The 25458-nt window shown below is 60.9% G+C and carries 23 protein-coding genes; 5 read left to right on the top strand and 18 right to left on the bottom strand.

Features of this window, described 5'->3' with window-relative positions; translation table 11 throughout:
- Positions 1-5: 5 nt before the first annotated feature.
- From IPJ76_14395 to IPJ76_14360, 8 genes are all read right to left on the bottom strand, one after another.
- A complete protein-coding gene (locus IPJ76_14395; protein QQR85781.1) occupies positions 6-938 on the bottom strand; it encodes an NAD-dependent epimerase/dehydratase family protein in 933 nt (310 codons plus the stop codon).
- Between the two features lie 23 nt (positions 939-961).
- On the bottom strand, positions 962-1999 hold the full coding sequence (locus tag IPJ76_14390) for a metallophosphoesterase (protein ID QQR85780.1): 1038 nt from the start codon (positions 1997-1999) through the stop codon (positions 962-964).
- Positions 1996-4497, bottom strand: a complete 2502-nt coding sequence (locus IPJ76_14385; protein ID QQR85779.1) for a CotH kinase family protein — start codon at positions 4495-4497, stop codon at positions 1996-1998. The genes IPJ76_14390 and IPJ76_14385 overlap by 4 nt, the downstream gene beginning before the upstream one ends.
- A 74-nt stretch (positions 4498-4571) precedes the next feature.
- Positions 4572-5438 carry a hypothetical protein gene (locus IPJ76_14380; protein ID QQR85778.1) on the bottom strand — a complete coding sequence of 289 codons (867 nt, stop codon included), beginning with the start codon at positions 5436-5438 and terminating at the stop codon, positions 4572-4574.
- Between the two features lie 70 nt (positions 5439-5508).
- A complete protein-coding gene (locus IPJ76_14375; protein ID QQR88473.1) occupies positions 5509-6933 on the bottom strand; it encodes an MBOAT family protein in 1425 nt (474 codons plus the stop codon).
- 48 nt (positions 6934-6981) lie between these two features.
- Positions 6982-8355, bottom strand: a complete 1374-nt coding sequence (locus IPJ76_14370) for an O-antigen ligase family protein (protein QQR85777.1) — start codon at positions 8353-8355, stop codon at positions 6982-6984.
- Entirely contained in the window at positions 8352-9836 is a 1485-nt protein-coding gene (locus IPJ76_14365; GenBank protein QQR85776.1) for a CotH kinase family protein, read from the bottom strand. The genes IPJ76_14370 and IPJ76_14365 overlap by 4 nt, the downstream gene beginning before the upstream one ends.
- A gap of 7 nt (positions 9837-9843) precedes the next feature.
- On the bottom strand, positions 9844-10242 hold the full coding sequence (locus IPJ76_14360) for a hypothetical protein (GenBank protein QQR85775.1): 399 nt from the start codon (positions 10240-10242) through the stop codon (positions 9844-9846).
- Between the two features lie 72 nt (positions 10243-10314).
- Between IPJ76_14360 and IPJ76_14355 the strand changes: the two genes are divergently transcribed.
- Genes IPJ76_14355 through IPJ76_14340 form a run of 4 tightly spaced genes read left to right on the top strand, consistent with a single transcriptional unit; the run spans position 10315 to position 13509 of the window.
- Positions 10315-11190: a T9SS type A sorting domain-containing protein gene (locus tag IPJ76_14355; GenBank protein ID QQR85774.1), complete on the top strand. Its 876-nt coding sequence runs from the start codon at positions 10315-10317 to the stop codon at positions 11188-11190.
- Positions 11187-11963, top strand: a complete 777-nt coding sequence (locus tag IPJ76_14350; GenBank protein ID QQR85773.1) for a hypothetical protein — start codon at positions 11187-11189, stop codon at positions 11961-11963. Before IPJ76_14355 ends, IPJ76_14350 begins: the two co-directional genes overlap by 4 nt.
- Positions 11945-12733: a hypothetical protein gene (locus IPJ76_14345; protein QQR85772.1), complete on the top strand. Its 789-nt coding sequence runs from the start codon at positions 11945-11947 to the stop codon at positions 12731-12733. The genes IPJ76_14350 and IPJ76_14345 overlap by 19 nt, the downstream gene beginning before the upstream one ends.
- A complete protein-coding gene (locus IPJ76_14340; GenBank protein ID QQR85771.1) occupies positions 12733-13509 on the top strand; it encodes a hypothetical protein in 777 nt (258 codons plus the stop codon). Before IPJ76_14345 ends, IPJ76_14340 begins: the two co-directional genes overlap by 1 nt.
- A gap of 3 nt (positions 13510-13512) precedes the next feature.
- Here IPJ76_14340 and IPJ76_14335 read toward each other — a convergent pair whose 3' ends face one another.
- Positions 13513-14544, bottom strand: a complete 1032-nt coding sequence (locus tag IPJ76_14335) for a glycosyltransferase family 4 protein (GenBank protein QQR85770.1) — start codon at positions 14542-14544, stop codon at positions 13513-13515.
- Positions 14545-14548: 4 nt separating this feature from the next.
- Entirely contained in the window at positions 14549-15517 is a 969-nt protein-coding gene (locus IPJ76_14330; protein QQR85769.1) for a GDP-mannose 4,6-dehydratase, read from the bottom strand.
- A gap of 102 nt (positions 15518-15619) precedes the next feature.
- Between IPJ76_14330 and IPJ76_14325 the strand changes: the two genes are divergently transcribed.
- On the top strand, positions 15620-16903 hold the full coding sequence (locus tag IPJ76_14325) for a glycosyltransferase (GenBank protein QQR85768.1): 1284 nt from the start codon (positions 15620-15622) through the stop codon (positions 16901-16903).
- On the opposite strand, the gene IPJ76_14320 is transcribed toward IPJ76_14325, so the two are convergent.
- The 8 genes from IPJ76_14320 to IPJ76_14285 all read right to left on the bottom strand — a co-directional run bounded on the left by IPJ76_14320 (position 16900) and on the right by IPJ76_14285 (position 25457).
- On the bottom strand, positions 16900-18018 hold the full coding sequence (locus tag IPJ76_14320; GenBank protein ID QQR85767.1) for a glycosyltransferase family 4 protein: 1119 nt from the start codon (positions 18016-18018) through the stop codon (positions 16900-16902). The two genes, IPJ76_14325 and IPJ76_14320, sit on opposite strands and share 4 nt — an antisense overlap.
- 103 nt (positions 18019-18121) lie before the next feature.
- On the bottom strand, positions 18122-19057 hold the full coding sequence (locus IPJ76_14315) for an SDR family NAD(P)-dependent oxidoreductase (protein ID QQR85766.1): 936 nt from the start codon (positions 19055-19057) through the stop codon (positions 18122-18124).
- Between the two features lie 62 nt (positions 19058-19119).
- Positions 19120-20250, bottom strand: coding sequence for a hypothetical protein (locus IPJ76_14310; protein ID QQR85765.1), 1131 nt, complete (start codon positions 20248-20250; stop codon positions 19120-19122).
- A gap of 129 nt (positions 20251-20379) precedes the next feature.
- On the bottom strand, positions 20380-21471 hold the full coding sequence (gene wecB, locus IPJ76_14305) for a UDP-N-acetylglucosamine 2-epimerase (non-hydrolyzing) (GenBank protein ID QQR85764.1): 1092 nt from the start codon (positions 21469-21471) through the stop codon (positions 20380-20382).
- The gene (locus IPJ76_14300; GenBank protein QQR85763.1) at positions 21468-22061 is read right to left on the bottom strand and encodes a serine acetyltransferase; all 594 of its coding nucleotides are present in this window, start codon (positions 22059-22061) and stop codon (positions 21468-21470) included. The genes wecB and IPJ76_14300 overlap by 4 nt, the downstream gene beginning before the upstream one ends.
- Complete coding sequence (locus IPJ76_14295) at positions 22058-22999, bottom strand: glycosyltransferase family 2 protein (GenBank protein ID QQR85762.1); 942 nt, start codon at positions 22997-22999, stop codon at positions 22058-22060. The genes IPJ76_14300 and IPJ76_14295 overlap by 4 nt, the downstream gene beginning before the upstream one ends.
- 53 nt (positions 23000-23052) lie before the next feature.
- Positions 23053-24000 carry a hypothetical protein gene (locus tag IPJ76_14290; protein QQR85761.1) on the bottom strand — a complete coding sequence of 316 codons (948 nt, stop codon included), beginning with the start codon at positions 23998-24000 and terminating at the stop codon, positions 23053-23055.
- Positions 24000-25457 (bottom strand): MBOAT family protein, encoded by a 1458-nt coding sequence (locus tag IPJ76_14285; GenBank protein QQR85760.1) that lies wholly within the window; start codon positions 25455-25457, stop codon positions 24000-24002. Before IPJ76_14285 ends, IPJ76_14290 begins: the two co-directional genes overlap by 1 nt.
- Position 25458 lies beyond the last annotated feature (1 nt).

Here is a 25458-nt window from a genome sequence, read left to right as displayed (position 1 = left end):
GCGGCCTAGCTGAGGATGAAACGGGGGTCCTTGAGGATGCGCTGGAGGCCGTCGCGCAAGGGAAGCGGCTCGCGGCCGAGCAACTGGCGCATGAGACCGATGTCCGGCATGCGGCGCGTCATGTCGCCCTCCTCCAACGGCGGAAGGTGCACGATGCGGCTCTTGCTGCTGGTGAGTTCAATGATGAGCTTGGCCAGGTCGAGGACGGTGATCTCCTTGTCGCTGCCGATGTTCACCACATCGTTCAGCACGAGGTTCTTGCGGAAGGCGTTCACGCAGGCATCGATGTTATCGTCCACCCAGCAGAAGGTGCGCGTCTGCAGGCCGTCGCCGTACACGGTGATGTCCTCCCCTTTCAGCGCCGCGCGCATGAACTTGCTCACCACGAAGTCGCGGCTTTGCTTGGGGCCGTACGTGTTGAAGAAGCGGAACACGGTGTATTCGAGCCCGTACTCCTTCTGGTAGCTGCGCAGGAAGGCCTCGCCGATGTTCTTCACGATGGCGTAGGGCAGCTTGCTGTTGAGGGGCGTGGTCTTCTCGTTCTGCGGGATCTCCACCGGTTCGCCGTACACCTCGCTGCTGCTGCTGAAGAACACGCGCTTCACGCCGGTGTTCTTGCTCAGGTCAAGCACGTTGCGGATGCCGTCGATGTCGCGGAGCACCATCACCGGGTTGTCCGTAGTGCGCTTCACGCCTACCACGGCCGCATAGTGGAAAACGTACTCGAAGCGGTGCGCGAAGAACACGGCGCTGATGTCCTCGTAGCGGTTCGCATCGCACTTGATGAAGCGCACGTTGGGGGCGAGGGGCAGCTTGGCCATATCACCCGTGAGGAGATTGTCCACGATGGTCACCTCGTTGGCCTTGTCCTCAGCCAGTTTCTCGGCCAGGTGACTGGCCACGAAGCCAGACCCACCGGTTACCAGTATGCGCGCCATGTTTTTCGTTAAGGGTTGCGAATCTAACCGGAGCGGCGCCTGCGACGAAGGGCCACGAAACCCGCCCACAGCAACGCAACAGTTCCGGCACCCAACCAGAAGTTGCGGTGCAGCAAGGTGCTCTTGATGTGGTATGGCAGCAGCTTCCATTCGAAACCCTCGGGGTTGGCCAGGTGCTCGCGCCACCACTCGGCCGTATACATGCCGACCGGCTCGAGGTGCTTTCCCGTGAGGCTGATCGCTTCCCAGCGCACGCTGCCGGCCGAGACTTCAGCAAGCAGTACCGCATCGCGCGTCTCGTCGCGGATGGCGCTCATCACATAGTGGATGTTCGGTTCAGGGGTTTCGAACAGTATGCTTGCCGGGGCCGTGCCGCCCATACTGCCTGCCATCCAGTGTACGGGTACGTGCTTGGCCATACGCCGCAGCAACGGCAGTACATCGCTCTCGTAGTTGTTGCCGGTCACTGACTTGGTGTTGCCGGGGAAGAGGAACTTGTAGTGCCCGCTCTCCGCCCAAATGGGCCGATGGCTGGTAATGAACACATGCTTCAGTTTGCCTGCTTCCGCGTCACTGGCGGCTTGTTCGATCATTCGCAATTGCTCACCCTTCACGCTGCTGTCGTCCTCCTCGGTATCGAGGATGATGAACCGGTCGCCGCGCACATCCCACTGCATCCATGTCTTGCCGAAAAGCCCCTGATAGAAACCGCCGTCGAGGTCGTGGTTGCCCACGGCGTTGAAAAGCGGAATGTCCAGATGATCATAGAGCGAAGGCAGGTAACGGGCCTGGTCGCTCTTGGTGTTCTGGAAGATGTCTCCGGTGAGCAGGAAAAAAGCTGAGCCCGTGGCATTGAAGCGATCGATGTTGCCCAGCACCGTGCTGGCCGGGAAGCCGCTCCGGCTGGTGCTTGCGCCGTACCAGTGCCCGCTGACCATGAACCGATAGGACAGAACACTGTCCGCCACCTGCACTGTGTCCTTGGTGATGGGGCTGACCACCGGTTGGGCCATGGAAGCGGCCACACCTGCACAGAAAGCAATTGTGAGCGGGATCCTCATTCTTCCACCTCAGCTTGGGGTTCTGCGTTCGTCAGTGCACCCAGTTCCTTGCCGTTGAGGACAACGCTACTGCCAGCGCCGCACACCGTTGGCGTCCCAGCAGCCGTGAGCTTCACACCATCGAGCACGACGCGCGCAGCACCATCGCGCATGGAGGCTTTGCCGGCGACCACCGCCGCATGGACCGCCTCAATGCTGCCTCCTTTCGCATGCACCGAACTCCCAGCGCGCACTTCGATGCCCTGGCCAACGTGGGCCATGCGCACGTTGTTGAACTTCATGACGGCACCGCTCGTGGCCTTCACGCCGATGCCCTTCGCCCGGGTGAATTCGCACTCCTTCGCATCAAGCACGCCGCCTTCGATGCTCAACGCATCATCGGCAGCATCCTGGAACCGGCATGCCCTGACCTGTCCGCGCACATGGTGCAGTTCGAGTTGATCGCTGCCGCCGGTGAACGAACAACCCGACATGGTCGCGTTGCCGACGGAAACATCGAGAAGTGTATTCGACGTGCCTGAAAACGAACAGTTCGTCAGCGAAACGCTGCTGCGATGGAATGACAGGTCAGCGCTGCGTGTCTGATCCTGCTGAAAGCGGCACAGATGGTCGAAATCAACGAAGGACAAATCGCTGCCTCCGCCAGCACTGATCACATGGATCCCGTTGGACGATGAATCCGCACTGAAAACACGGATGTGGGACTCCTCTGATCCCTTCCAGACCAAGGGCGAATAGCTGATGATGCGCGCGCCGCCCACCATCTCCAAGGACAGCGGCGAGGTGGCGTGCACGACATAGCCCGCAGGTACCACCATGGATACCACCAGCTTCCACGAGCCTGGTTTGAAGTGGATGGTCATTGCGCTGTCGTTCATCACCGCAAAGGGGAACTGCCCCACGTTGGGCTGCTCGTGCGCGAGGATCGCATCCATGGCACCCGGCTCCATTTTGGCCACCGGGAAGACCTCAGTCTCCATCTGCCGCTGCGAACCCAGCACAGCACACATCAAGGAGATCTTGGAGGTGAGTGTGTCCACTGGCTGTGCTGCCGGGAACTCAGCGAGCACAGCATCGCCCAAGCCGCCAGCGCGTCGCGCAGGAACGATGGTCCGTTGTGTGGGCTTCACCGCCGTGCCATCGCCGAGCCTCAGCGCCAGGACTTCCACTGGAAGAGAGTTGATGGATACGAGCTTGACCACGGTTCGGTCGCCCAACTGGCCCTGCAAGTGGGCATGCACCGCTTTCGGCACTTCCAACGAACGCCGTATGATCTCTTGGTTCTTGTAATAGATGCTCCGATCAAGCTCCTTGTAAGGAAACTCGCCATAAAGCGTGGCACTTGCGGTGTCCAACGCCCCAGCAATTGCAGTGAACGTGCTGTCCAGGTACTCATTCCGGCTCATGCGTTCCAAGGCGCGCACGTAAGCGGCGAAGAAGTCGGCGTCGTTGAAGAGCGCGTCGTGGAGTTCTGCGCCAGCGTTGCTCTTGCCGGTGTAGCGTCCCGACCCGGCCAACTTCTTGGTCGGGAACGCGCTGAAGCTCTCGTAGCTTATGGGCTCCAAGCGTTGCGCGGCCGGATCGTAGTAGAACTTCACATCGCTCCAATCCATGCTGTGGTGGCCGCCCACCAGGTCGATGATGGCGTGGCGCGCGGCCATCTTCTCCACGTCGAACACTTGCGCAGCGGTCAGTTCACCGCGGCGGAAACCGTCGATGAGGTACATGGCCAGCTGGAAGTACCGGAGCTGCTGCGGGTCGTTCACCAGCTCATCGCTCTCGAAGGCATCGAGAGCGGCGGCCTGGTAATCGGCATACGCCTCTTCAAAGTCGAGGTCCTGCATGCCGTTGAGGCGGTGCACCCAGTAAAGTCCCGGGTCGAAGCGCACGAGCGGGCCCTTCAAGCGGCCATTGTTCTCCAGCAGTTCGGGCCCGAAGTGCTCTTCGTAGGCATACACACCTAGGTTGTCGCCATTGAGCGACACTTTGCAGAAACCGTAACGCAGTGCCACGATGCCTTCGCCCTTGCTCAACTGGTGGTAGAACCAGTCGCACAGGTAGTTGCGGGTGCCGGGGTGCTGCAGGCTGAAGCGCTTCATACCGAGGAAACCGCCGTCGCCTTTCGCGATCACACGGAAGCTCCATTTTTCGTCCTTCACGTGATCGCTGAGCTTGCCTTTGATGCGCAGTTTGCACTTGGTCTCTTGACCGTCCACTGTGAACTTCCCCTTCACGTAGTCGTTGCCTTCCGGCATGATGACACCTCGCTGCCGGGCGGAATCAACGACGGCCTCCAGCCGCTCCATGCCCTCCGGCTTCACTTCCAAGGCAATGCTCGGGGGGTCCATGGCGAAACTCTTCGGGTAGTTGTTCCACCATTGCGACAGGAAGGTGCCGAGACCCGGATGGCCCACGGCCTTCAACTTCCGATGGCCGAGCCACGCCCCGGCAATGCCCGCAAGGAGCACGACGACGAGGATGATCCATCGCTTTTTCATCGGCGGCGCGAATGTACCCGTGGTGTGCGTGGATCGCAGGGCGCAACCTTGAAGTCCAAGGTGGGGAACACGCCTCAGCGCAGCGGCAGAGCTGCACCCAGATCCTTGATGAGCTGCTGCGTACGCAGTTCGCGGCCCTCGCCAGCCAAGTGATAGCGGGTATCGTAGAAGAGGCTATCGGGGTACACCTGATCGTGCGGCCGACCGAGCACACAAGCACCCGACTTCCGCAAACGCTCCGCCATGTACCCGTCCAGCATCGGGTTGACACTGGAGGCCTTCTGGCAGGGCCAACTGAAACACACACGAGCGCCCGCGGCTTCCGCATCCAGCAAGAACCTTGCGGTCAAGGACCAGAACTGCGGGTGGAACGCGAGTGTATCGCCCCTCATGGGCTTCGCCTCCCGCATCACGGTCCGTTGCCGTTCCAGATGGGTCAGCAGGTCGCCCCGTTCATCGAAGCCACTGGCCAGGTAAACTTCCTCTGGAGCGCCCACCCACGGATCCACGACGTTCTCAACGGCCGTTTGGTACTTGCGAACGGCATAGGTGAGCCCCACTTCCGGCAACGCTTCAGATGGTACAAAAGCCCACGCCGGGGGGTAGCGCTCCAAAGCAGCATACAGCTCATTGGCCCGTTTGTCGGGTTCTTGGAACTGGGAATGCTCGAGCACGAGCAGCACCAGATCGCCTTCGCGCAACGATCCACGCACTTCGTTGAGCATGAACCGGTAGCCCAAGCTGGCATGCAAGCACATGTTCACTACGGGCCGGCCCACCGCTTGTTCCAATGCCGTGCTGTTGATGCCGAACGCCCCATTGGAGCCGCCCACGATGATCAGGCGCGGGGCATCCACAGCGGCCAGGCGCTGATGCTTGCGCTCCATGCCGCCCATGAAATCGATGGTGCTGATCCAAGGGCCTGTTACCGCGAAAACCATGAGCACCGCGGCGACCAACCCCGCGAAGGCCGTCGCCCGCCCAAGAAACACCTTTAAGGAACGGACCTGATCAGAACTGGAAGTAGATGAACTCGGTCTTTGCATCGAGGTCCAGTTTGTAAAGCGTTACCAGCACGATGGCCATGTACACGGCCCACCGCAGCGGGGTGGTGAGCGGCAAATGCTCCAGGGCATGCTGCCTGCGCCGGGCCCACCATTCCACCAATAGCATGGCATACACGAGCAGCATGGCCGGCGAGCGCGCCCAAAGCAACAGGGCACCGGGGTGGATGCGTGCGTTGGCAACCACGCCCACCAAGTGGGCACCTGCCTCGGCAATGCCCGGGCTCCGGAAAAACACCCATCCTACCAGGACCAACAGGAACACGGGCACCATCAACGGTATCTCCTTCCAAGTAGCGTGCGGTGCCCGGGCCTTGGCGCCGCGCAACACCTCGGGCACATAGGCTGCCCCGTGCAGCGCACCCCACGCAATGAACGTCCAGTTGGCGCCGTGCCAGAAGCCGCTCACCGTGAAGGTGGTGAAGAGGTTGAGCAAGTGGCGCGCTTTGGGAACACGGCTGCCGCCCAACGGGATGTATAGGAAGTCCCTGAACCAGGTGCTGAGGCTGATGTGCCAACGCTGCCAGAACTCGCCAATGCTGCGGGAGAAGTACGGATAGTTGAAGTTGCGCATCAGGTCGATGCCGAACAGCCGCGCGCACCCGATGGCGATGTCGCTGTAACCGCTGAAATCGCCATAGATCTGGAAGGCGAAAAAGACCGCACCGAAGAAGAGCGTGGCCCCGGAAGTGGTCTCCGGGTCCATGGCGAAGATGCGGTCCACGTGCACGGCGCATTGGTCGGCCACGGCGACCTTCTTGAAGAACCCCCAAAGCATCTGGCGCATGCCGTCGCGGGCTTTGGCAGCGTCGAACACACGGGCCTTCTGGAACTGGGGCAGCAGATCGATGGCCCGCATGATGGGCCCCGCCACCATGTGGGGAAAGAAGCTCACGAACGCGAGGTAGGCGATGGGATCACGCTCGGGCTTGAAGTTCCGCCGGTATGCTTCTATGGTGTAGCTCAGGCTCTGGAAGGTGTAGAAACTGATGCCGATCGGCAGGATCACGCGCAGGCTCCACAGGTTCGGTTGCATGCCGAAGGCCCTGATGAGGTCGGCCGCGGAATCGATGAAGAAGTTGAAGTACTTGAAGAACCCCAGGATGCCCAGGTTGAAAACGAGGCTCAGGACAAGGGCCCTTTTGCGTTTGCGCTGCTCCTCCTGCTGATCGATGTAAATGCCCAGCCAATAATCGGTGAACGAACTGGCGAAGAGCAGCAGCAGGTAACGCCAGTCCCACCAGCCGTAGAAAACGTAGCTGGCGAGTATGATGAGGATGTTCTGGCCGCGCCGGGAGCCCCTGACCGCCCACCAATGCAAGAGGAAAACGAGCGGCAGGAAAACGAGGAACGCGTAAGAGTTGAACAGCATGCCGCCCGCAAAGTCGGCGAATGTAACGGGCACGACGGCCCGGGCGGGTCAACGCGCCGGCAGCACCAAACCGGGCACGGGGCCGGCATCGGCGGCAAGGTCGGCTTCCGGCTCCTCGACGGCTGCGGGGTCTGCGATCTCCACTTCGCTCATCAGGGTGATGACGATGACCACGAGGATGGTGAACGGATTGAGCGAGCCGTTCAACCAGCTTTCGTAGAGCGCGCTGAACATGATGGAGAACAGCACAGCGAAGGCAATGGGCACGTGCTTGCTGGCTTTCACGAAGATGACGAACAGGCTGCGCATGTAGATGAGCACACCGATGATGCCCACATTGAACCACATGGTGAGGTAACTGTTGTGCACCCCTCCGTGGTGCCCTTGGGAACGCAGGTATTCATAGTTCTGCCGCATCACGTATTCGTCGTTGCCGAAACCACCGCCCATCAGGAAATAACCCTGGATCTTCTCCCACGCGAACGCCCAAGCGAAGTACCGGCCGCTGCCGTCCTCCAGTGTATCCACCCGCATGAACTCCTGCAGACCGAGCGCGATGACGATGTTGGCAAGGTTGGCCGTGAGGTATTGCAAACCGGCCACGAACGACAGGAAGATGATGAAACCGATGAACGGCGAAACGCTGAAGAACCGTGAGAACATCACGAACATCAAGGTTGCCGTGAGGCTCGTGCGTGAACCACAACGAACGAGGTTGAACAGTATGATCCCGTACACGATCCACCGGGTGATACGGTTGGGGAAGAGATCCTTGTTCATGTACTCGCTCACCGCCACGATGAGGAAGGACAGGAAGCAGAAAATGCCCAGCCCGTTGGGATTCCCGAAAATGCCCCGGTAGCGGCCATCGATGACGGTATACCACTGGTTGATGCGCCCCAGCAACGGGCTGACCAACAGGATGAGGCAGAGGAAGAAGATGAGGTTTCGGACGAAATCCCAACCATGGGTCCTGAAGTTCATGAGCACCCAATTGGGCACCACGAGGAAGAGCAGCGCATAGCTCAGCGTTTTCTGGGATGCCACCGGCACCCGATTGCTGAACACCAACGGCAGAATGGAGAACACGAAGAACGGCAGGAAGACCGGGAACACCCCACTGAGCTGACCGAACCGGCCCCGGTCCATGAAGAACATGATGCTCAGGGCAATGATGGCGAAGTTCTTGGCCGTCTTGATGGGGTCCATGGCCACGATATCGGGGTCCATATCGGACATCACCAGCACGGCAATGAAACCGAAGAGGATATCGGCGTAACGATCGCTGGTACGCATCAGGAAGAGCGAAGCCGGCAGCAGCAAGTAGACGAGCGGACCGAGGTAGACGGTGACCACCACCCAGAGCATCACCAGCACGAACAGCTGCAAATGCTTGCGCACGAAGTCGATGATGGCGCTCATTCCACTGCTCGTTCAGCTTCCCACCACGCGAGGACCTGGCGGGGCCTGTCGTGCGCAAAGTTGACCATCGCATCGACGTGGGCCTGCCATGCACCGTGGTCGGCCGGTCGGCGCCACCTGCGCACGTGGCGGTGCATCTCGGCATCAATGCGGTTCGACATGCCGAGAACGGCCGCTTCCATGCGCTCGGAAGAAAGCGGTCCTGCCAACTGGTTGCGCAGGACCGCATCGAACCTTTGCTTCAGCTCCGGAACGGCAATGCACATCTTGAACAACCGCGCCACAGGCCCCTGCTTCCGGCGCAAGTGATCGAACATGTTCAAGTACTTGTCCGGAGCAATTTCCTCGTAGCCGAAGCTCAGGTCGCTGTCGCCCATGATGAAGCGCCAGCGTCCATCGGTCTTCGTGTTGGTCGTGTCCTGCTCATCTGTCCAACGCCAGTACTTCACGTTCTGGTCGGGCCAATCGGTGTTGCCGAAGACGATCTGCGCGCTCATGTATTGGAGGAAACTCTCCACATCGATGATCGCTTCTATGCTGTCCGGAAGCGCCTCCGCAGTCGCGGTCATCCGCTCCATTCTCTTCAGCCAGCTTCTGAAACGCTTGGCCTCCACGCCGTCATCGTCGTTGCGGTAGGGCAAGGCGCGGTCCGCCAGTATGACGATGTGCTTCTTCTTCAGGCCGTGGCGGATGGCCAGTTCATCGTCCTCGATGCGCTCGCGGATGTTGTGGATGCCCCAGTACGCTCCGTTGATGTATACCACACTTTGCTGTGCGCGGCTCACGTCGAAGGCCATGCCCTCGCACAAGCGGTGCTGCAACGCATCGCGGAACATGGTGCGGTCCTGGTCATTCCCACTAGCGCGGAGCACGATCTCATCGTACCTGCGCGCTTCGCTCCCGAACAAATGGATCGGTTTGTCGTCCTTGAACGAGATCCGTAACGCCTTCTGCGGAAAGCCCCGTGTGGTATTTCCGTTGATCCGCACACCTACAGGATCATTGCACTTAAGCATGCCACCAGGTGCATAGATCTCGATGTTGGCGTCCCGCTCCCACTCTTTCCCACGGAACAGGTAGTTGCCGGGGTACTTCCACCAGCGCGGCTCGCGCAGGTACTTCAGCGTCACTTGGTCCTGATCGTGGAGGAAGGCGTTGCCGACCGTGTAAATGCCACTTTCGTCGCCGAAGAGGTCATTGGGATCAACAACCAAGGACACTATCGGCAGAGACCCATGAAGCTCGGTGGGCAAACTCCGCACCCATCTGTTGCCATCTCCACGCTGATGCTCCAATACCGGCTGATCGCCGATGGGGTGCAGCCATCGCGAAGCGGTCCGGACAAGCACCAACTTCTCCGGTTCGCCGTGGTCATACGGTGGTGGGATGCAACTGTGATCGGGCGTTACGCGAACAGCCCAAGCCAAACTGCCAAAGGCTGCCAGCGCCAACACCACCGGCCCTTGCCAGTTGCCCTTCATCGTGCGTTCAGTTGCGCGCGTTCGCCCAACGGAGCATCAAGGCCAGCAAAAGAGCGGGCACTACGGTGATCACAGCCGCACTTGCACCGCAGCCAATACCAATGGCAAGTACCACCACGCGCATGGCCAGTGCCTTCGCTGTGTTCTCCTTCTCCGGAAGTCGAACGAACAGCGCCACGGCAACAAGCGCCACCGACAACGGCAATGAAGCGCGAACCACTGCCACGGCCAAGCTGATGGCAGCTGCCAGCACCGCCATCTGCCTGCGCTCGCCTTCGCTGGCCTTACCCAGCAACCCGGCCAGCCAACCGAGCAAAGCCGCCACGAACACACCGAACAGGATGACGGGGATGTCCTCCGGCGCGAAGTGGCCGAGCTGATCGTAGATGAGGCGTTTGATGTCCATCGGGGGTGCCGAACAAAGGCCGCCGAAAGTAGTCCGGCCGCAGGTTCAGGAGGGGCAACTACTTTCGTCGCGATGCGCAACAACTTGGTCCTTTCCGCACTGGTGGTTTCCAGCGGACTGGCAGCACAGGCCGTGCTGGTCAGCGGGACATCATTGAGCGTTGCTTCAGGAACTGCTCTGCGCGTAGAAGGAACCACCACTTGGCTTCTGGAAAGCGGTTCCTCCTTCATCAATGACGGTAGTGTTGTCTTTGGACCGGTGGCTGTGCTCGACGAGCAGCCGGGTGCTCCGATCACCGGCAGCGGCACGGAGCGCACGCACCGGTACTACCCCGCTCCCTTGGCCAGCGAAGAGCCTGCAGGACTAGGCTTCAGCCTCACAACTACTTCCGCACCGGACAGCCTGCTGATCGTTCGCGGTCACCTGCCCCGTTTGAACAACACGAACAACGAGAGCATTGCCCGCTGGTTCGAGGTTCGCGGTGCGAACGGGACATTGCCCGGCAGCACGGGCACCTTTGCCTACGACCAGTCCGAACTGAACGGCATACCGGAGGCGGCGCTGCGTATGGCCAGCAACAACAATGGTGGTGCTTGGTGGCCTGAACTGAACAGCACATTGGACCAAGCGAACAACACCGCCTCGGCATCCTTGCCCGACAGCCTGGGTTGGTTCACGCTGTTCGACGATGCTGTGATCACTGAGGTCGGTGAGTACGTACCTGTACTTAACGGCTTCGCGCTCTTCCCCACCGTAGCCAATGAGGAAGTGACGATCGTTGGAAAGAGCCATGTCACTGAATGCCTTGTGATGGATGCATCCGGGCGCACAGTTGCAGCCGCAACCGGCACAGGGATGTCCACTGGAATTGATGTCCGGCACCTGGCCCCCGGCACCTACGTGGTTCGCGTGAACGGTTCTGCAACGCTTCGTTTCGTGAAACCATGAAGCGGCTGACCGGCATAGCGGGACTATTTGCGCCGTTGGCTCTGATGGCCCAATTGGAAAGCCCCGTCCCCATCGTGCTGGAAGGAAACAGCAATGCCGATCGACAGGTCAAGGGCTCCGAGCTTCCCATAGCTTCTGACCACGGTGCGAGCGCTGAAGCCGTGCGCGTGCAAGCCGTGCAACGGGCAACGGCCAGCGGTACGAACACACTTACTGCATCGCTCACGCCATCCGCGTCGGGCTACTCGGCAGGCATGCTAATGAGCATTATGCCCGGTGCCGCGAACGACACAGCGGTAACGCTGAACGTTGATGGTCTTGGAGCGGTCCCGGTGCTGAAGTTCACCAACGAGCCGTTGGACAGTGCCGACTTGCGCCCGGGCATCCCCGTGCTGTTGGTGTTCGATGGTGCAGCGTTCCAGTTGATCTCGCAAACAGGCATCGCCTGCCCGCCCGGCATGCTGGAGGTCAACCGCGACGTTTGCGTGGAGGCCTCGCCTTCCGGACCGGCTTCATGGTACAACGCCGTGAGCACTTGCAACCTGCGCGGTTACCGTCTCTGCGGTTGGGCGGATTGGTTCAAGGGATGCAGCATGCCGGGAGGCTTCATCAACAGCATCGTGGAATACGAATGGCTGGACAACGCCAGCAACGACAACAACCACGGTAAGCGCGTGGGCCTTACCACTGGCACCACCATCCCAAATTGCTACGGCGGCGGGACAATGATCCCCAATGGCTCCAACAACTTCCGATGCTGCTACAACAAATGAGGAGCATCGCGATCATCGTTCCCCTGATCAGCTGTGCCGTCGCCACTGGTCAACTGACCATCGACAAGCCCATTGTCCTTACCGGCGCGACGACCAACGACCGGCGCATCGAGGGTCTTGGTACGGCGCATGACATCACCGATCTTGCCACATTGGGCGACGCACAGAACGGCAGGTTGTTGTTCGGCGCCACTGCAGGCACCGGCAATGCTGTGCAGCTCACGCTTCAACCACCCACCAGCGCGTACATGAACGGCCTTCGCGTTCGCTGGATCGGGCTCGTTGAAAACACAGGGGCCGTCACGATCGATGTCGATGGGCTCGGAGCAAGACCCTTACGCGACCGTGCAGGCCTTCCGTTGAACATCGGCGCCTTGCGGGCAGGACAAGTCGTTGAGGTGCTCTATGCCGACAGCGTCTTCATCCTGACCAGCGGCGAGCCCCAAGGCTGTCCCGAGGGCTACCTGGCCGCCAACGCCAATTTCTGCATCATGCAGAATGAAGGGCCAGAGCTCAACTGGTTTGAAGCGGCGGCCTATTGCGCGGACCAGGGTGCGGCATTGTGCACATGGGACCAGTTCCTCTTCAGCTGCCGGTCATTGCAGGGGCAGATGAACGACCTGTTCGACAACTGGGAATGGATCGATGACACGAGCGACCACACCCACAGCGCGGACCAGATCAACCGCTGGAGCTGCATCAGCATGTTCAACATCTCCGCATCGCTGACGGACCTGGGCCGTACGCGCTGCTGTTATCCTCTTCGGTGATGAAGTACGCCATCGCTCTTCCGTTCGTGGTGTGCTGCACGTTCGTCCAAGCGCAACTCGCCGTGGACAAACCGATCGTGCTTTCCGGTGGTGCGGGCGAACGGCACGTTGCGGGCCTGCCCGATGGAACTGCACCGGAACACGCCCTGAACGCCGGTGCGCTGCTGGCCGGCAATTACCTCTATTGCCAGGCATCCGGTGCCAACGTATTGACGGCCAACACGAACCCCTCGTTCGCTGCGCCCGTCCCAGGCCAGAACCTGCTGGTGGCCATCACGGTAGCGAACACCAGCGGGGTCACCATTGCGGTGAACGGCTTTGCTCCCGTTGATGTGGTGAAGAACGGCGGCCAGCCCTTGGCGCCAGGTGATCTGCAACCGGGCATGGTGGCCAGCCTCGTGTTCGATGGCAGTGCCTACCAGCTCACCAATGCCCGGCGCATCGCCCGCCGGGACTGCCCCAGTGGCTTCACGCAGGTCAGCGAGCTCTACTGCATTGAACCCACCTCGCACGACACGCTCTATCTCGATTCAGCCTCCGTGGTGTGCGGAATGATGAACGCCCGCATCTGCACTTGGGGCGAATGGTACTTCGCCTGCACCCAACAGGCCAATTTGTCCCTGCAGAACATGGGCAACCAGTGGGAATGGACGAACAGCACGGCCAACGGCGTGGCCGCGGCCCGTGTGGTCGGGGCCACCAGTTGTACGCACTCCGGCGTTGGCCCTGCTTACAACACTCTGGCCCGGAAGTTCCGTTGCTGCTACGACCGCTGACGATCAGGCGAGCGCCTTGTCGTACACCTCCGCGATGCGCCGATTACGCACACGCAGGTCGAATTTTCCGCGCGTGATGGCCAGTGAGCGATCGCTCATGCGCTGAAGCAGTTCGCCGTCGTCCATCAATTGCCGCAAGCGCTCAGCGATCTCATCTGCAATGGCATCGCTGCTACGATCGGACACCGGCAACAACCAGCCGTTCGCACCCTCTTCCACCATCTCGGGGATGGAGCTCACGCGGCTGCTGATGATGGGAAGCTGGGCCCCCATCGCCTCCAGCACGGTATTGTTGAACGGATCCGCGAACGTGGTGCTCACGAACACATGGGCCTTGCGCATCTCCTGCAGCAACGCGCCATGGCCCATACCACGGTGCAAGGTGATGCGCTTGTCATCCGCAATGGTCTTCTCCGCAAAGGCTACTTCCTCAGCAGTGGGCGCTTTACCCCAGTCCACCTCCATGGTGCTCACGATGATCAGTCGTGCATCGTTGCGGCCGAGCCGCTGGAAGGCTTTCAGCAGTTCGATCCCACCCTTGCGGTAGAAGCCGTTGCCAGCGAAGAGGACGGTGAAGGCCTCTTTGTTCTTTTCGCCCGGCTGGTACTGCTCAATGGCGCGGTAGATCACGTGCATCTTGGCGGGATCGACACCTTCCGCGATGAGACGGTCGCGGTTCATGCGCATGGTGTTCTCACTGGTGTAGATGAGCGCCTTGCACTCGTTGCTGCGTAGCCGCTTCAATCCCCAACGGAAAAGGAAGTGGTCCTCGGGCATAGGCTTGTAGCGCGGCAGGTAGCTCTCCACTTCGATCACCCACGGCCGGTGGTTCACCACGATGCTGTTGTACGTGTGGAAGATGTCGGCCTTCTTCAGCGGGTGGAACAACTTGGTGTGCGCCAGGAACTGGTTGCTCACCTTCAGCAAGTGCCACGGCACGTCGGCCATGCGGCTGTAGCGGTAGCCGTCGGGCGGATTGCTGAAGGCGTAGTGCTGCCAGTAGCGCGTCTTGTTGCTGATACCAACGACCCGCATCACATCATTGCTTCACCGTCTCCACGGTGCGCATCCACTCGTGGAACTTACGCAGGCCGATGGCCAGTGGTGTGCTCGGGGCAAACCCCAGGTGCTCACGGCTCTTGCTCGTATCGGCGTAGGTCTGGGGCACGTCGCCGGGCTGCTCGGGTTGAAGGTCGATGATGGCTTTTGCGCCCGCTTCGGTTTCAATGGCAGCGATGAGTTCCTTGAGCATCACGGTGGCACTGTTGCCAAGGTTGTAGATCTCGAAGCGCTCCCCTTTCGTCCTGTCCATGGCGGCGCGCATACCGCTCACGATATCGTCCACGAAGGTGTAATCGCGGCGCGTGGTTCCATCGCCGAACTGCTGGATGGGCACCCCGGCCTTCACCTTGCGGAAGAACTGGTGGATGGCCAGATCGGGACGTTGGCGCGGGCCGTACACGGTGAAGAACCGCAACGCCGTCACTTTCATCCCGTGCAAGTGAGCGTACACCTGTCCGAACTGCTCCGCCGCCAGTTTGGTCGCCGCGTAAGGACTGATCGGCTTCAAGCCCAGTTCCTGCTCTTTCCAAGGCACGTTCGGGTCCACACCGTAAACGCTGCTGCTGCTGGCCAGCACGAAATGGGGCACACTGCGATGCCGCGCCAGCTCAAGCAGTTTCAACGTCCCTGTGACGTTCACACGGTGGTACGAGACGGGATCCTTGATGCTCGGCCGAACACCGGCCTTCGCAGCAATATGGACGATCACATCGATGGGGCCTTCGCCGATCCGCTCCCCCAGGTCGTTGTCCAGGATATCGGCCTCCAGCACGCGCAAATGCTCGTTGCCGGTATGCGCCACGAGGTTCGCCTCCTTGGCACCCCTGTCGTAAAAAGGATCGTAGTTGTCCACCACGGTCACGCGCCATCCGCCTTCCGCCAACAGGCGGTCCACCAAGTGGCTTCCAATGAACCCCGAACCGCCGGTAATGAGCGCGTGCCGCATTTCTGAAGGGTCGCGAAACTAGCCCCTTGCCCGGATGATGGAACGCAGGTTCTTCGGAAAAGTGCCTCGCCATCCGCCCGACCGGTCGCACCTTCGCGCACCATGGCAGCGCTCCGGCCCGGCGAACCTGTTCTCATTGTCAGCCACACCTTCCCGCCCTATCGCGGCATAGGTGGGCGGCGCTGGGCGAAACTGGCCAAGGAACTGGCCCGACGGGGCCACCCCGTGCATGTGGTGCATGCGGATCAGGGCAACGAACTGAAGGGTTCCCTCTGGGATGCCGACGTGCACCACCCGCTTGTCCGCCGGTACGCGCTGCCCATGCGTTACCCGCAAGTGCTGATGAAGCGGCCGCTCACTTCCGTCGTAGAGAGGATCGGATATCGTTTCTGGATGAAGGTGCTGCCGCTTATCGCCCATGGGAACATCCTGGACAGGTCCGTGCGTTGGGCACTACCGCTGGTGGCGAAGTGCGACGCGCTGATCACACAGCATGGCATCAAACACGTCATTGCTACCGGTCCGCCGTTCGCGCTGCTGCACCACTTGCTGGGGTTGAAGCATCGCCCGGGCGTTCGTCTGGTGGCCGACTTCCGTGACCCTTGGACATGGGGTGAGGTGTACGGCCGCAGCAACATGTCGGCTGCCCAACGCGAAGCCGAGAACAAGTTGGAGCGCGAGGTGATGGCCGGGTACGATGGCATCACAACACCATCTCCGTTCATCCTACACCACCTGCGGACCACCTATCCGCAGCATGCCGCAAAGTTCTCGCTCCTGCCCCATGTCATCGACCCGGACGAGCTCGGACCAGCCGCGCCGACGTTAGAGGACGGCCGCTTCCGGATGATCTATGCCGGCAGCGTGTACAACGAACCCGGCTTCACGGCCTACTTCGCTGAAGTGTTGCAGGCCTTCCAACACGTTGAGCACGAAGTACCGGAGCGTTGGCGTGCATCCTCGTTCGACCTGTTCATCACCGGTCACGACACCACGCGCTGGAAACGCATGGCGCAGGAAGCCGGACAGTCCGAGCGCATCCGCTTCCAACAACCCCTGCCCGCGCAGCAACTCTTCCCGCTCATCCAACGCGCTGATCTCGTGCTCGCCTACATGCCGCCCGAGAAACGCGACTTCGTGAGCACCAAGTTCAATGAGCTCGCATGGCTCGGAACACCGGTCCTGCACATCGGTGAGCCCGGCGGACTTTCAGAGCACATCACGGGCAAAGGACTCGGCCGAACGGTTGCCGTCGATGGGGTTGCGGACCTCCTGCAGCGGATCATCGTGGGCCACGAGAAGGTGGACAGCGCCCGGACCTATCGCGCCGAGGAGCACATGCTCGCCGCTGTGTGCGACCAGTTCATCGCCTCGCTTGGCAACTAGGCCTTCGCCCCCACCTGCGCGAACAATCCTTCGAACTGCTTGGTCACCGTTGGCCAGCTGAAGCGCTCCTCGACGCGCTGGCGGCTGTATTGGCCCATCTGCGCATGGATGTCGGTACGCCGCTCAGCGAACGCAACCACCGCATCGTAAAGGGCGCTCTCATCGCCCGGCGGCAGCAGGTAGCCATTGTGTGGCGTCACCAGTTCGGCCGTGGCGCCCACATCGCTCACGATGATCGGCTTGGCATGCACCATCGCTTCCAGCACCACCGTGGGCATCCCTTCGAAACGCGTGGGAAGCACGAACGCGCTGCAAGCCGAATAGAGTTTCTGCAACTGCGCATCGTCCACGCGACCCAGCAGTTCAACGTTCGCCGGAAGGCCGACCTGTTGGTAGTGCGCGAGCAAAGGTCCGTCGCCCGCCAATTGGAAACGCACCAGGTCCTGCTTGCCCTCAGCCACCAATCGTTGTGCAAGAGCCATCAGCACATCAAGGCCTTTGTTGAAGGCGAAGCGGCCGACGAAGAGCAGCGTTGGTTGATGGCTGTTCGTTGCTCGTTGTTCGGCAGCGAGTGCTGGCGGTACTTCAACAGCATTGGGTATCACCATCACTTCGCACGGTGAACCCTCAACCTGCTGCTGAAGGATGCCGGTGAGCTTACCACCAAGCGAAATGCACACTTTGCTGTGGCGCAGGATGTAACGCAATGATCTTCGGAAGGGCCACCCCATCATCCGCTCTTTCCTCGTCAGCATCTGGAACATCTCCAGTCCGTGCGGGTGCACGATCAACCGGTCGCTGAACCGGCCGATGCCCTTCCAAACGCAGAAGCCCTGGCTGAGGACCACATCAGGCTCCAGTTGCTCCAGCTCCTTCCCTACCCGGTCGCTGTAGCGCCACAGTTCGCGCAGGTAGAACTTGTCGCGGTTGATGTCCTGCACGCGTACTTCCGTGATGCCCAACGTTGCATCGAACACCTGCTCCTTGTGCGGATGAATGACGGTGAGCGTAACCTTCCCATTGCGCGCCAGATGCTCCGCCAGCAACCGTGAGTGGCGCTGCATGCCGCCCACGGCATGGGGGAAGATGCCGTCGGTGCAAAGGACGATATGCATGGACGTCCTCAAGTGTCAAAGCCCAAGTGTCAAGGAACAAGGTTCAAGGAGCAGCCGCATCTTTCCGTCTTCTTGGACTTTGACACTTGGCACTTGGATCTTGTCACTTGAATTGATCCAAGCTCTCCTTCAACAGCGTTGCCACGCCTTCGTCGATGCCCCAGCGCGGCTCCCAGCCCGTGGCGGTTTTCAACTTGCGCACATCGGCCAGCAGGTGCATGCGTTCCACTTTGCGCACGCGTGCCGGGTCAACTTCAATGCTCAGCTTCTCTCCCAATTGCCGCTCGAAGGCTTCCACGATCTCGCGCACGCTGTACTCTATGCCGCGCCCGATGTTGAAGACGTCGCAGCCCTTGTTGCCCATTGCAAGCAGTGCGCTCATCGCGCGGCTCATGTCCTCGGTATGGATGTAATCGCGCTTGGGGTCAAGGTTCCCAAGTTTGAGCGTCCGCGCACCGCCCAAGACCTGCCGTTGGATCTCAGGGAACAAGTGCGGGTTCGTTTCGTTCGGACCGAACGCATTGAAAAAGCGGCCCACGAGCACGGGTAGTTTGGTGCGCAGGTGGAACTCGCTCGCGATCTTCTCCGTTGCCAGCTTGGTGGTGCCGTAGATGTCCATCGGACCGGTCGCATGCTCCTCACCCATCGCGCCATCGGCGATGGGATAGACAGCTGCTGTGCTCGCCACGAACACCTGCTCCACACTGCCCTTGCTACCTGCGGCCTCCAGCACATTGATGGTGCCGTTGATGTTGATGTCCGCGGCCTCGGTCGGGTGCTGGTTGCAGTACGGGATGAAGTGGATGGCCGCCAGGTGCAGCACGATGTTCGGCCGCGTGTCGTCCATTACCTGCTGCGTGGCCGCCAGGTCGCGGATGTCCACTTGGAAAAAGCGATCATCGGGCACACCGGCCAGATGCCTGCGCCCGAAGCTCAGGTTGTCCAGCACGAACACCTCGTGGCCTTCCTCCTGCAAATGCTTGCTGAGCGCGCTCCCGATGAAGCCTGCGCCACCGGTGATGAGGACCTTTTTCGACATACTTCATAGTCCCGTTCCAGCGGGAGGCCCGCGAATGTAGAGCGCGGCCATCAGCGGCAGACCTATGACAACGCCTTCCGCACCGCCAGGTACTCGTCAGCGTAAGCACCCTTGGTGAAGCGTGCTTCCGCCAGCGCTCTCAGTCGTGCGCGTTCCTCGTTCGGTGTGGGCTCCAAAAGCGGCACATTGCCCGACTTGTCCAGCACCACCCCAAGCCTCTCCTCTTTCACCAGTTCGCTGAAGTCGCCCAAGCCTTCACCGGCAATGATGCGCAACCCACTTCGCAGGTACTCAGCGAACTTGGTAGGGCTGGCCACGCGGTTCGTGATGGTGTCTTCGCGCAGCATGATGCCGTAGTCGCATGCGTTCAGCGCCACTTGCACTTGTGAGTGCTCCAGCCACTTCACCTCTACCCGGCCCGGATAGCGCTGCTCCAGTTGCGTGTTGTGCGCATCGCGTTTGCTCAGGAACAGGACGCTCACTTCGGGCTGCGTATCCAGCACCTGCGTCAGCATGCGTTCCAACAAACCGAACGATTGCCAGCCCGCCGTACTGCCGCTGTACACCAGGCGCACGCCCCTGGGCAGTGCGGGTCGACCCAGTGGGTCGACGCTACGGGAGGTCGGAACGGGTATCTGGTTCCCTAAGGTGCACGGCACCACCACATGCGCATTGCTGGCGTACCCATACCGCTCGCGCCAATGTGCCACCAGCGCGTTGCTCACCGCCAGCCTGAAATCGCTCTGGTTCACCGCCTCGTTTTCCAGCGGCCTGAACTGCGCGATCAACGCATCGTCATCGATGATGCGGTATTCCTCCCACTCGGCCGCATAGGCACCGCGTCCATCAAAGCAAACCTTCTTCGTAAGGCCGCGCTCCCGCATCCGCAGCGCCATCCAGTTTGCGAACGGTCCGCGGCACATGATGCCGGATGGGCGCAACAGCCGGCACACCCAGGCCACCAGCATGGTGTTCATCCGCCAGCGCTTCATCGTGGGCACCATCGGCAGCACCCAAGCACGCGGTGAATGGGCCTTGATGGCCTTGCGGGTCTTCAGGAAATCACGTCCGCTCACCAGCGCCACCAGCTTCACCTTTGGTCCGCCAAGCGTGTTGAGATGCTCGACCACATCCGTCACCTGGCTCCAGTACACCCCGCTGGGCTGGTCGTTGTAGGTGAGGTAGATGATCATCGGCCGTCAAGTTGCACCCAGTTCTCCTTTGCGCACTAGTTGCCAAGTTCCGCCCCCCTCTCCACCGGAGAGGGGTCGGGGGTGAGGTCTCTGCGTTCTCTGCGTCTCTGCGTGATAAATCACTCAGCCTCACATCACCCTCTCCAGCACCTCTACGATCCGCTCCGTCGCCTTTCCATCCCACAGCGGCGGCACCTCACCCTTCTTGAAGGATCCGTTCTCAATGCGGGCAATGGCCGCGCGCACGGCTGCCATGTCCAGCGGCACCAGTTCGTTGCTGCCCATGGTCACTGTGATCGGCCGTTCCGTGTTCGGGCGAAGCGTAAGACATGGCACTCGGCGGTAGGTGCTCTCTTCCTGTATGCCACCACTGTCCGTGAGGATGAACGCGCACGAGGCCACCAACTTCTGGAAGGCGAAGTAGTCCAGCGGCTCGGTCAGCACCAGGCCCTTGATGGCATCGGCCTTTGCCTTCAGACCGAAGCGTTCGAGGTTCTTCACCGTGCGCGGGTGGATGGGGAACACCACCTTGCGCGTGGCCGCGACTTCCGCGATCAGGTCGAGCAGTTCGCTCATTCGTTCCTTCACATCAACCGTGGCCGGTCGGTGAATGGTCATGAGGACATGTCCACCAGCACCCAGACCCAACTCGTCCAGGACTGGCGAAGTCTTCACGCCCTCCTCGAACGCCACCAGCGTATCGATCATCGTATTGCCCACGAAGTGGATGCGTTCTTCAGATACGCCCTCCTTGCGCAGATTGTCGAGCCCGCTCTGCTCGGTGACGAAGAAATGATCGGTGATGCGGTCCGTGAGCACCCGGTTGTGTTCCTCGGGCATCGTGTTGTCGAAGCTGCGCAGACCACTCTCCAGGTGCGCCAGCGGCACGCTCAACTTGTTGGCCACCAAAGCTGCTGCAAGCGTGCTGTTCACATCGCCCACAACCATCAGCATGTCGGGCTTCTCGTTCAGCACCACGGGTTCGAGTTTCTCCATGATGCCCGCCATCTGCGCCAGCGGTGTGCCCGCACCGATCTCCAGGAAAATGTCCGGCACCAATCCGAACTGCTCGAAGAAAACATCGGCCATGTTGGCGCTGAAGTGCTGGCCCGTATGGACGATGCGCACTTCGAGGGTTCCGCGCTGCGCGGCAACCTGCTTGAAGCGCGTGACCTTGATGAAGTTGGGGCGCGTGCCGACGACGATCAGAAGCTTCTTCATCCCGACACTTGATCGCTGGTGCGCGTGGCAATGATGAACTCGGTGCTGGGCGTATCGCTGACTTTCCGCGCGGGGGCCCCTGCAATGGTCATGTTGCCGTCAGGGAACGACTGGTTCACCACGCTGTTGGCGCCAATGGCGGTGTTAGGGCCAATGACAATGTCGCCGAAGAGTTTTGCTCCGGGTCCGATGTAGCAGTTGTCGCCAAGGGTGGGGACCAGGTCCTTGGGGCCGGGCCGCGTGCCGATCACCACGTCCACGTGGATGCGGCAGTTCTTGCCGATGCGCGCGTCGGGGTGCACCACGATGGTGCCCCGGTGCGCAATGCTCAGCCCCGGGCCGAAAGCATTGGGCGGAATATCGAAACCGCAGCGAACGCTCTGCGCATGGAAGCGCAAGCTCCAAAATTTGTAGGCAAGCCTGCCGATGATGCCGCTGTGCTTGCGGCAGTTCATCATGAACTCCACGCGTCGCAGCAACCGCTGGAACTTCCACACCTCATCGTACAACTTATGGATGCTGTCCACCCGCCGCAGCGCAATGCGGTCCGCCTCCAGGTAGGCGTGGTAGTCGGCCTTGCTCCGGATCATGCCGCCTGCCCTTTTCTCCACCTCACCAAGCGCTCCGCGTTCGCGAAGCCGAACAGGTTGAAGAGGAAGACATACTTCTCCGTGATGGCCTTGCTCACCTCCGGCCGGAAGCCCCGACTGATGGCACCCTTGAACTCGCGCACCGCCTCCTTCAGGTCGTACATCGCCAGGATACGGATGGCCATGAAGAGGTACTGGTCCAGCGCCATGATCTCCGGACGGAACCGGCTTGCATCGGTGGCTTTCAAATGGTCCTTCATGGCCCTGCGCAAGGCAATGTAGCGACGCCAGTTGTCCTGCACGCCGGTTTGACTGATGCTTCCGGCCACCCGCTTCAGCACATGCGTAGCAATGCGCTTGTCCCAGAGCACCGTGCCGCCTTCCTTCAGCAGCCTGAACATCAGCTCATAATCCTGGCTGCTGGCCAGGTCGGTGCGCCAGCCGCCCACGCGCTCCACGGCATCCTTGCGCCACAGGTTGGCGCTGGTGGTGCCCATGCGCGTGCGGATCAGCGCCATCCACGGCCGGTCGTAAAGTGCCTCGGTGGGCAGCAGCAATCCGTTGGGCATGATCTTCTCGTAGTCACCTACGATCAGAACGGTTGAAGCGGATGCACCCCGTAGGAGTTCCACCTGCCCGCTCAGCTTCTTCGGGTCCAGCACATCATCGGCATCCAGGAACTGCAACCACCCCCCCGTGGCCAGCGCCATGCCGGCATTGCGCGCGGCGCACGCCCCTTGGTTCGGCTGCCGCAGCACCTGCATGCGGCCTCCGCTCTGCTGCACAAACCGTTCGAGCACTGCCGGCGTGCCGTCCGTGCTGCCGTCGTCCACGCAGATGATCTCCAGGTTCTGGTGCTCCTGCGCCAGCACGCTGTCCAACGTGGCGGGCAACAACGCCTCCACGTTCCAGCAGGGTATGATCACGGAGATCTTCACGGACAGGGGGTCTTCGCGGCGGTCCGCGAATGTAGAAGGGCACCCATTCCCGACTAGTCCTTCACGTACCCTTTCCCCCGCAAGTCCTCTATCAGCTTCGGGTTGAACAACGCCACGCCCGCCTGGTTGAAGTGGTTGTGGTCGTAGTAGTGGTGGCGGTCGTGCAGCGGCAAGCCATGCTTGAAGGCGTAATCGATGTACTCCACACCGGTGGCCTGCGCCACGCTATCGACGATGTCGTGGAAGGCCTCGTGCCGGGGATGGTTGCTGGCCTGCGGCAGCGGGTGCGTCACCAGCACGATGGGGATGCCCTGCTCCTGGCAGTAGCGGATGCACTTCACCAGGTATTCCGGCTGGCGCGCGCCCAATTCCAGCGTCCGGTCCAGCCCGTAGTCGATCGCGTCGTGCGCGCTGTCCGTGTTCATGCTGTAGCCGGCTTCCACATAGAAGCTGTCCACGTAAGCGGCGGGTTCGTTGCGCATCAGCATGCGCACGGTGAACATGTTGAAGACCCGCGGGTCGTGCATGGAAGCGACCATGCGCAGCACTGCGGCATCGCTCGTGACGTTCTGGCTCAGGTCAGCCGCGCTTTCGAGGCCATCCAGCGCAAGCGCGTTCTCGTAGCAGTCCAGTACGATGAGGCCGGTGTTGGCTTCCGTGATGAATTCCTTCAACAAGGCATGCGTGTTCAGCGGCGTCTGTGAGCTGGTGCCCAGATTGAACATGTCCAACCCCTGCTCGCGAAAGATGCGCGGGTCGTAGCCGCGGTATGCGTGGCTGCTTCCGATGACCACCACATCGTAGTGCTTTGCGGGATCGAACTCGCGGAACTTCCGGTAGGTGTTGCCTCCCTTCAGGTTGTAGACATCACCGGCGCGGTAGATCAGTGCGTTCTCCCCCACCTTCACTTTGCACATCACGAACAGCACGCCCACGTAGGCCCCGGCGGCGATGAGCCCGACCAGCAGAGCTTTGGAGAGAACGCGGAGCAGCACCTTCATCAGAACTGGAAATAGATGAACATGGTGCTGCCGTAATGACCGAAGAGCACGCACACCGCCACCAACGCCGCTTGAAAGGCAACATCGAACGTGCGCGATGGTGCGGGCACTTCGCGCTTCACCCATCGGTCCACCCACGGATCGATGCAGAAGAACAGCACCGCAGCCGCAACGGTGATGAAGAACATGCCGGGCTTCACGACAGCGATCAGATCGGCCACGGTGCGCCCGCCTTCGGTGATGCCCAGCCACTTGGAGTAGATAACGCCCATGTGGCCGACGCTATCGGCCCTGAACACCACCCACGTGAGCAACACAAGATGGAACGTGATGAAGACGCTCAGCCAACGGTACCAGCGCGCACGAACGGTGCTGATGAGCCGGTCCCAAAGCGGCTTCGCCATCAGCGCGGCAATGATGTACAGCCCGTGCACCGCACCATAGAGCACATACTTCCATGCTGCACCGTGCCACAACCCGCTCACCAGGAAAACGATGAAGAGGTTGAGATACCAACGCGGCACGGCAATGCGATTGCCCCCTAGCGGGATATAGAGATAGTCGCGGAACCAACTCGTGAGGCTGATGTGCCAGCGGCTCCAGAACTCGCTGATGCTGCTGCTCATGAAAGGTGTGCGGAAGTTCACCATCAGGTCGAAGCCCATGCACCGCGCGGCGCCGATGGCGATGTCGCTGTAACCGCTGAAATCGCAGTAGATCTGCAACGCGAAGAGATAGGTGGCAAACAGTGTTGTCCAACCATCGTGCAGTACCGGGTTGCCGTACACATGGTCCACGATGACCCCGCAACGGTCGGCGATGACGAGCTTCTTGAAGAACCCCCAGGCCATTTGCCGGAGACCGTGCGCGATCTTGTCGTACTGCGGTTCGAACCGCATGCGGTCACGTGCCGATCCAGCGGCACCCAACTGGTTGAGCAGGTTCCCCGGCCGCTCGATGGGCCCGGCCACCAGCTGCGGGTAGAACATCACGTAGAGCGCGAACACGCCGGGGTTGCGCTCGGGCTTCTGGTGGCGCCTGTAAACCTCGATGGTGTAGCTAAGGCTCTGGAACGTGTGGAAAGACAGGCCGATGGGCAACAGGATGCCGAGGTCCGGCACATCGTACGACAGGCCCGTGCCGCGCACCACCGCCGCAATGCTCTGGTTGAGGAAGTCGAAGTACTTGAAGAAGGCCAGCACGCCCACGTTCGCCACGATGCTGGCCACGAGCCATGCCTTGCGCCTCTTCCCCTCGCTGCGGTCGATGAGGATGCCTGCGGCGTAGTCCACGGCGATGGTGAAACCGAGGATGAGGATGTACACGGGCACGAAGGCCATGTAAAACCAGCAGCTCGCGGCCAGCAGCCACCACCAGCGCTGCTTGTAGGGCAACAGGAAGTAGCCGATGGTGACCAGCGGAAAAAAGACGAGGAAGTCGAAGCTGTTGAACAGCATT

This window comes from Flavobacteriales bacterium (assembly GCA_016699575.1).
In the GTDB taxonomy this organism is placed as follows: Bacteria; Bacteroidota; Bacteroidia; order Flavobacteriales_F; family PHOS-HE28; genus PHOS-HE28.
This window is presented reverse-complemented; position numbering and strand designations above follow the sequence as displayed.

Excerpts from the sequence above, each read along its gene's own strand:
- IPJ76_14335 (QQR85770.1), bottom strand. The coding sequence starts at position 14,544 with ATGCGGGTCGTTGGTATCAGCAACAAGACGCGCTACTGGCAGCACTAC.
- IPJ76_14310 (QQR85765.1), bottom strand. The coding sequence starts at position 20,250 with ATGATCATCTACCTCACCTACAACGACCAGCCCAGCGGGGTGTACTGG.
- IPJ76_14300 (QQR85763.1), bottom strand. The coding sequence starts at position 22,061 with ATGATCCGGAGCAAGGCCGACTACCACGCCTACCTGGAGGCGGACCGC.
- IPJ76_14360 (QQR85775.1), bottom strand. The coding sequence starts at position 10,242 with ATGGACATCAAACGCCTCATCTACGATCAGCTCGGCCACTTCGCGCCG.
- IPJ76_14345 (QQR85772.1), top strand. The coding sequence starts at position 11,945 with ATGCTGCTACAACAAATGAGGAGCATCGCGATCATCGTTCCCCTGATC.
- IPJ76_14330 (QQR85769.1), bottom strand. The coding sequence starts at position 15,517 with ATGCGGCACGCGCTCATTACCGGCGGTTCGGGGTTCATTGGAAGCCAC.
- IPJ76_14355 (QQR85774.1), top strand. The coding sequence starts at position 10,315 with ATGCGCAACAACTTGGTCCTTTCCGCACTGGTGGTTTCCAGCGGACTG.
- IPJ76_14325 (QQR85768.1), top strand. The coding sequence starts at position 15,620 with ATGGCAGCGCTCCGGCCCGGCGAACCTGTTCTCATTGTCAGCCACACC.
- IPJ76_14375 (QQR88473.1), bottom strand. The coding sequence starts at position 6,933 with ATGCTGTTCAACTCTTACGCGTTCCTCGTTTTCCTGCCGCTCGTTTTC.
- IPJ76_14385 (QQR85779.1), bottom strand. The coding sequence starts at position 4,497 with ATGAAAAAGCGATGGATCATCCTCGTCGTCGTGCTCCTTGCGGGCATT.
- IPJ76_14290 (QQR85761.1), bottom strand. The coding sequence starts at position 24,000 with ATGAAGGTGCTGCTCCGCGTTCTCTCCAAAGCTCTGCTGGTCGGGCTC.
- IPJ76_14350 (QQR85773.1), top strand. The coding sequence starts at position 11,187 with ATGAAGCGGCTGACCGGCATAGCGGGACTATTTGCGCCGTTGGCTCTG.
- IPJ76_14340 (QQR85771.1), top strand. The coding sequence starts at position 12,733 with ATGAAGTACGCCATCGCTCTTCCGTTCGTGGTGTGCTGCACGTTCGTC.
- IPJ76_14370 (QQR85777.1), bottom strand. The coding sequence starts at position 8,355 with ATGAGCGCCATCATCGACTTCGTGCGCAAGCATTTGCAGCTGTTCGTG.
- IPJ76_14315 (QQR85766.1), bottom strand. The coding sequence starts at position 19,057 with ATGTCGAAAAAGGTCCTCATCACCGGTGGCGCAGGCTTCATCGGGAGC.
- IPJ76_14320 (QQR85767.1), bottom strand. The coding sequence starts at position 18,018 with ATGCATATCGTCCTTTGCACCGACGGCATCTTCCCCCATGCCGTGGGC.
- IPJ76_14380 (QQR85778.1), bottom strand. The coding sequence starts at position 5,438 with ATGGTTTTCGCGGTAACAGGCCCTTGGATCAGCACCATCGATTTCATG.
- IPJ76_14365 (QQR85776.1), bottom strand. The coding sequence starts at position 9,836 with ATGAAGGGCAACTGGCAAGGGCCGGTGGTGTTGGCGCTGGCAGCCTTT.
- IPJ76_14390 (QQR85780.1), bottom strand. The coding sequence starts at position 1,999 with ATGAGGATCCCGCTCACAATTGCTTTCTGTGCAGGTGTGGCCGCTTCC.
- IPJ76_14285 (QQR85760.1), bottom strand. The coding sequence starts at position 25,457 with ATGCTGTTCAACAGCTTCGACTTCCTCGTCTTTTTTCCGCTGGTCACC.
- IPJ76_14395 (QQR85781.1), bottom strand. The coding sequence starts at position 938 with ATGGCGCGCATACTGGTAACCGGTGGGTCTGGCTTCGTGGCCAGTCAC.
- wecB (QQR85764.1), bottom strand. The coding sequence starts at position 21,471 with ATGAAGAAGCTTCTGATCGTCGTCGGCACGCGCCCCAACTTCATCAAG.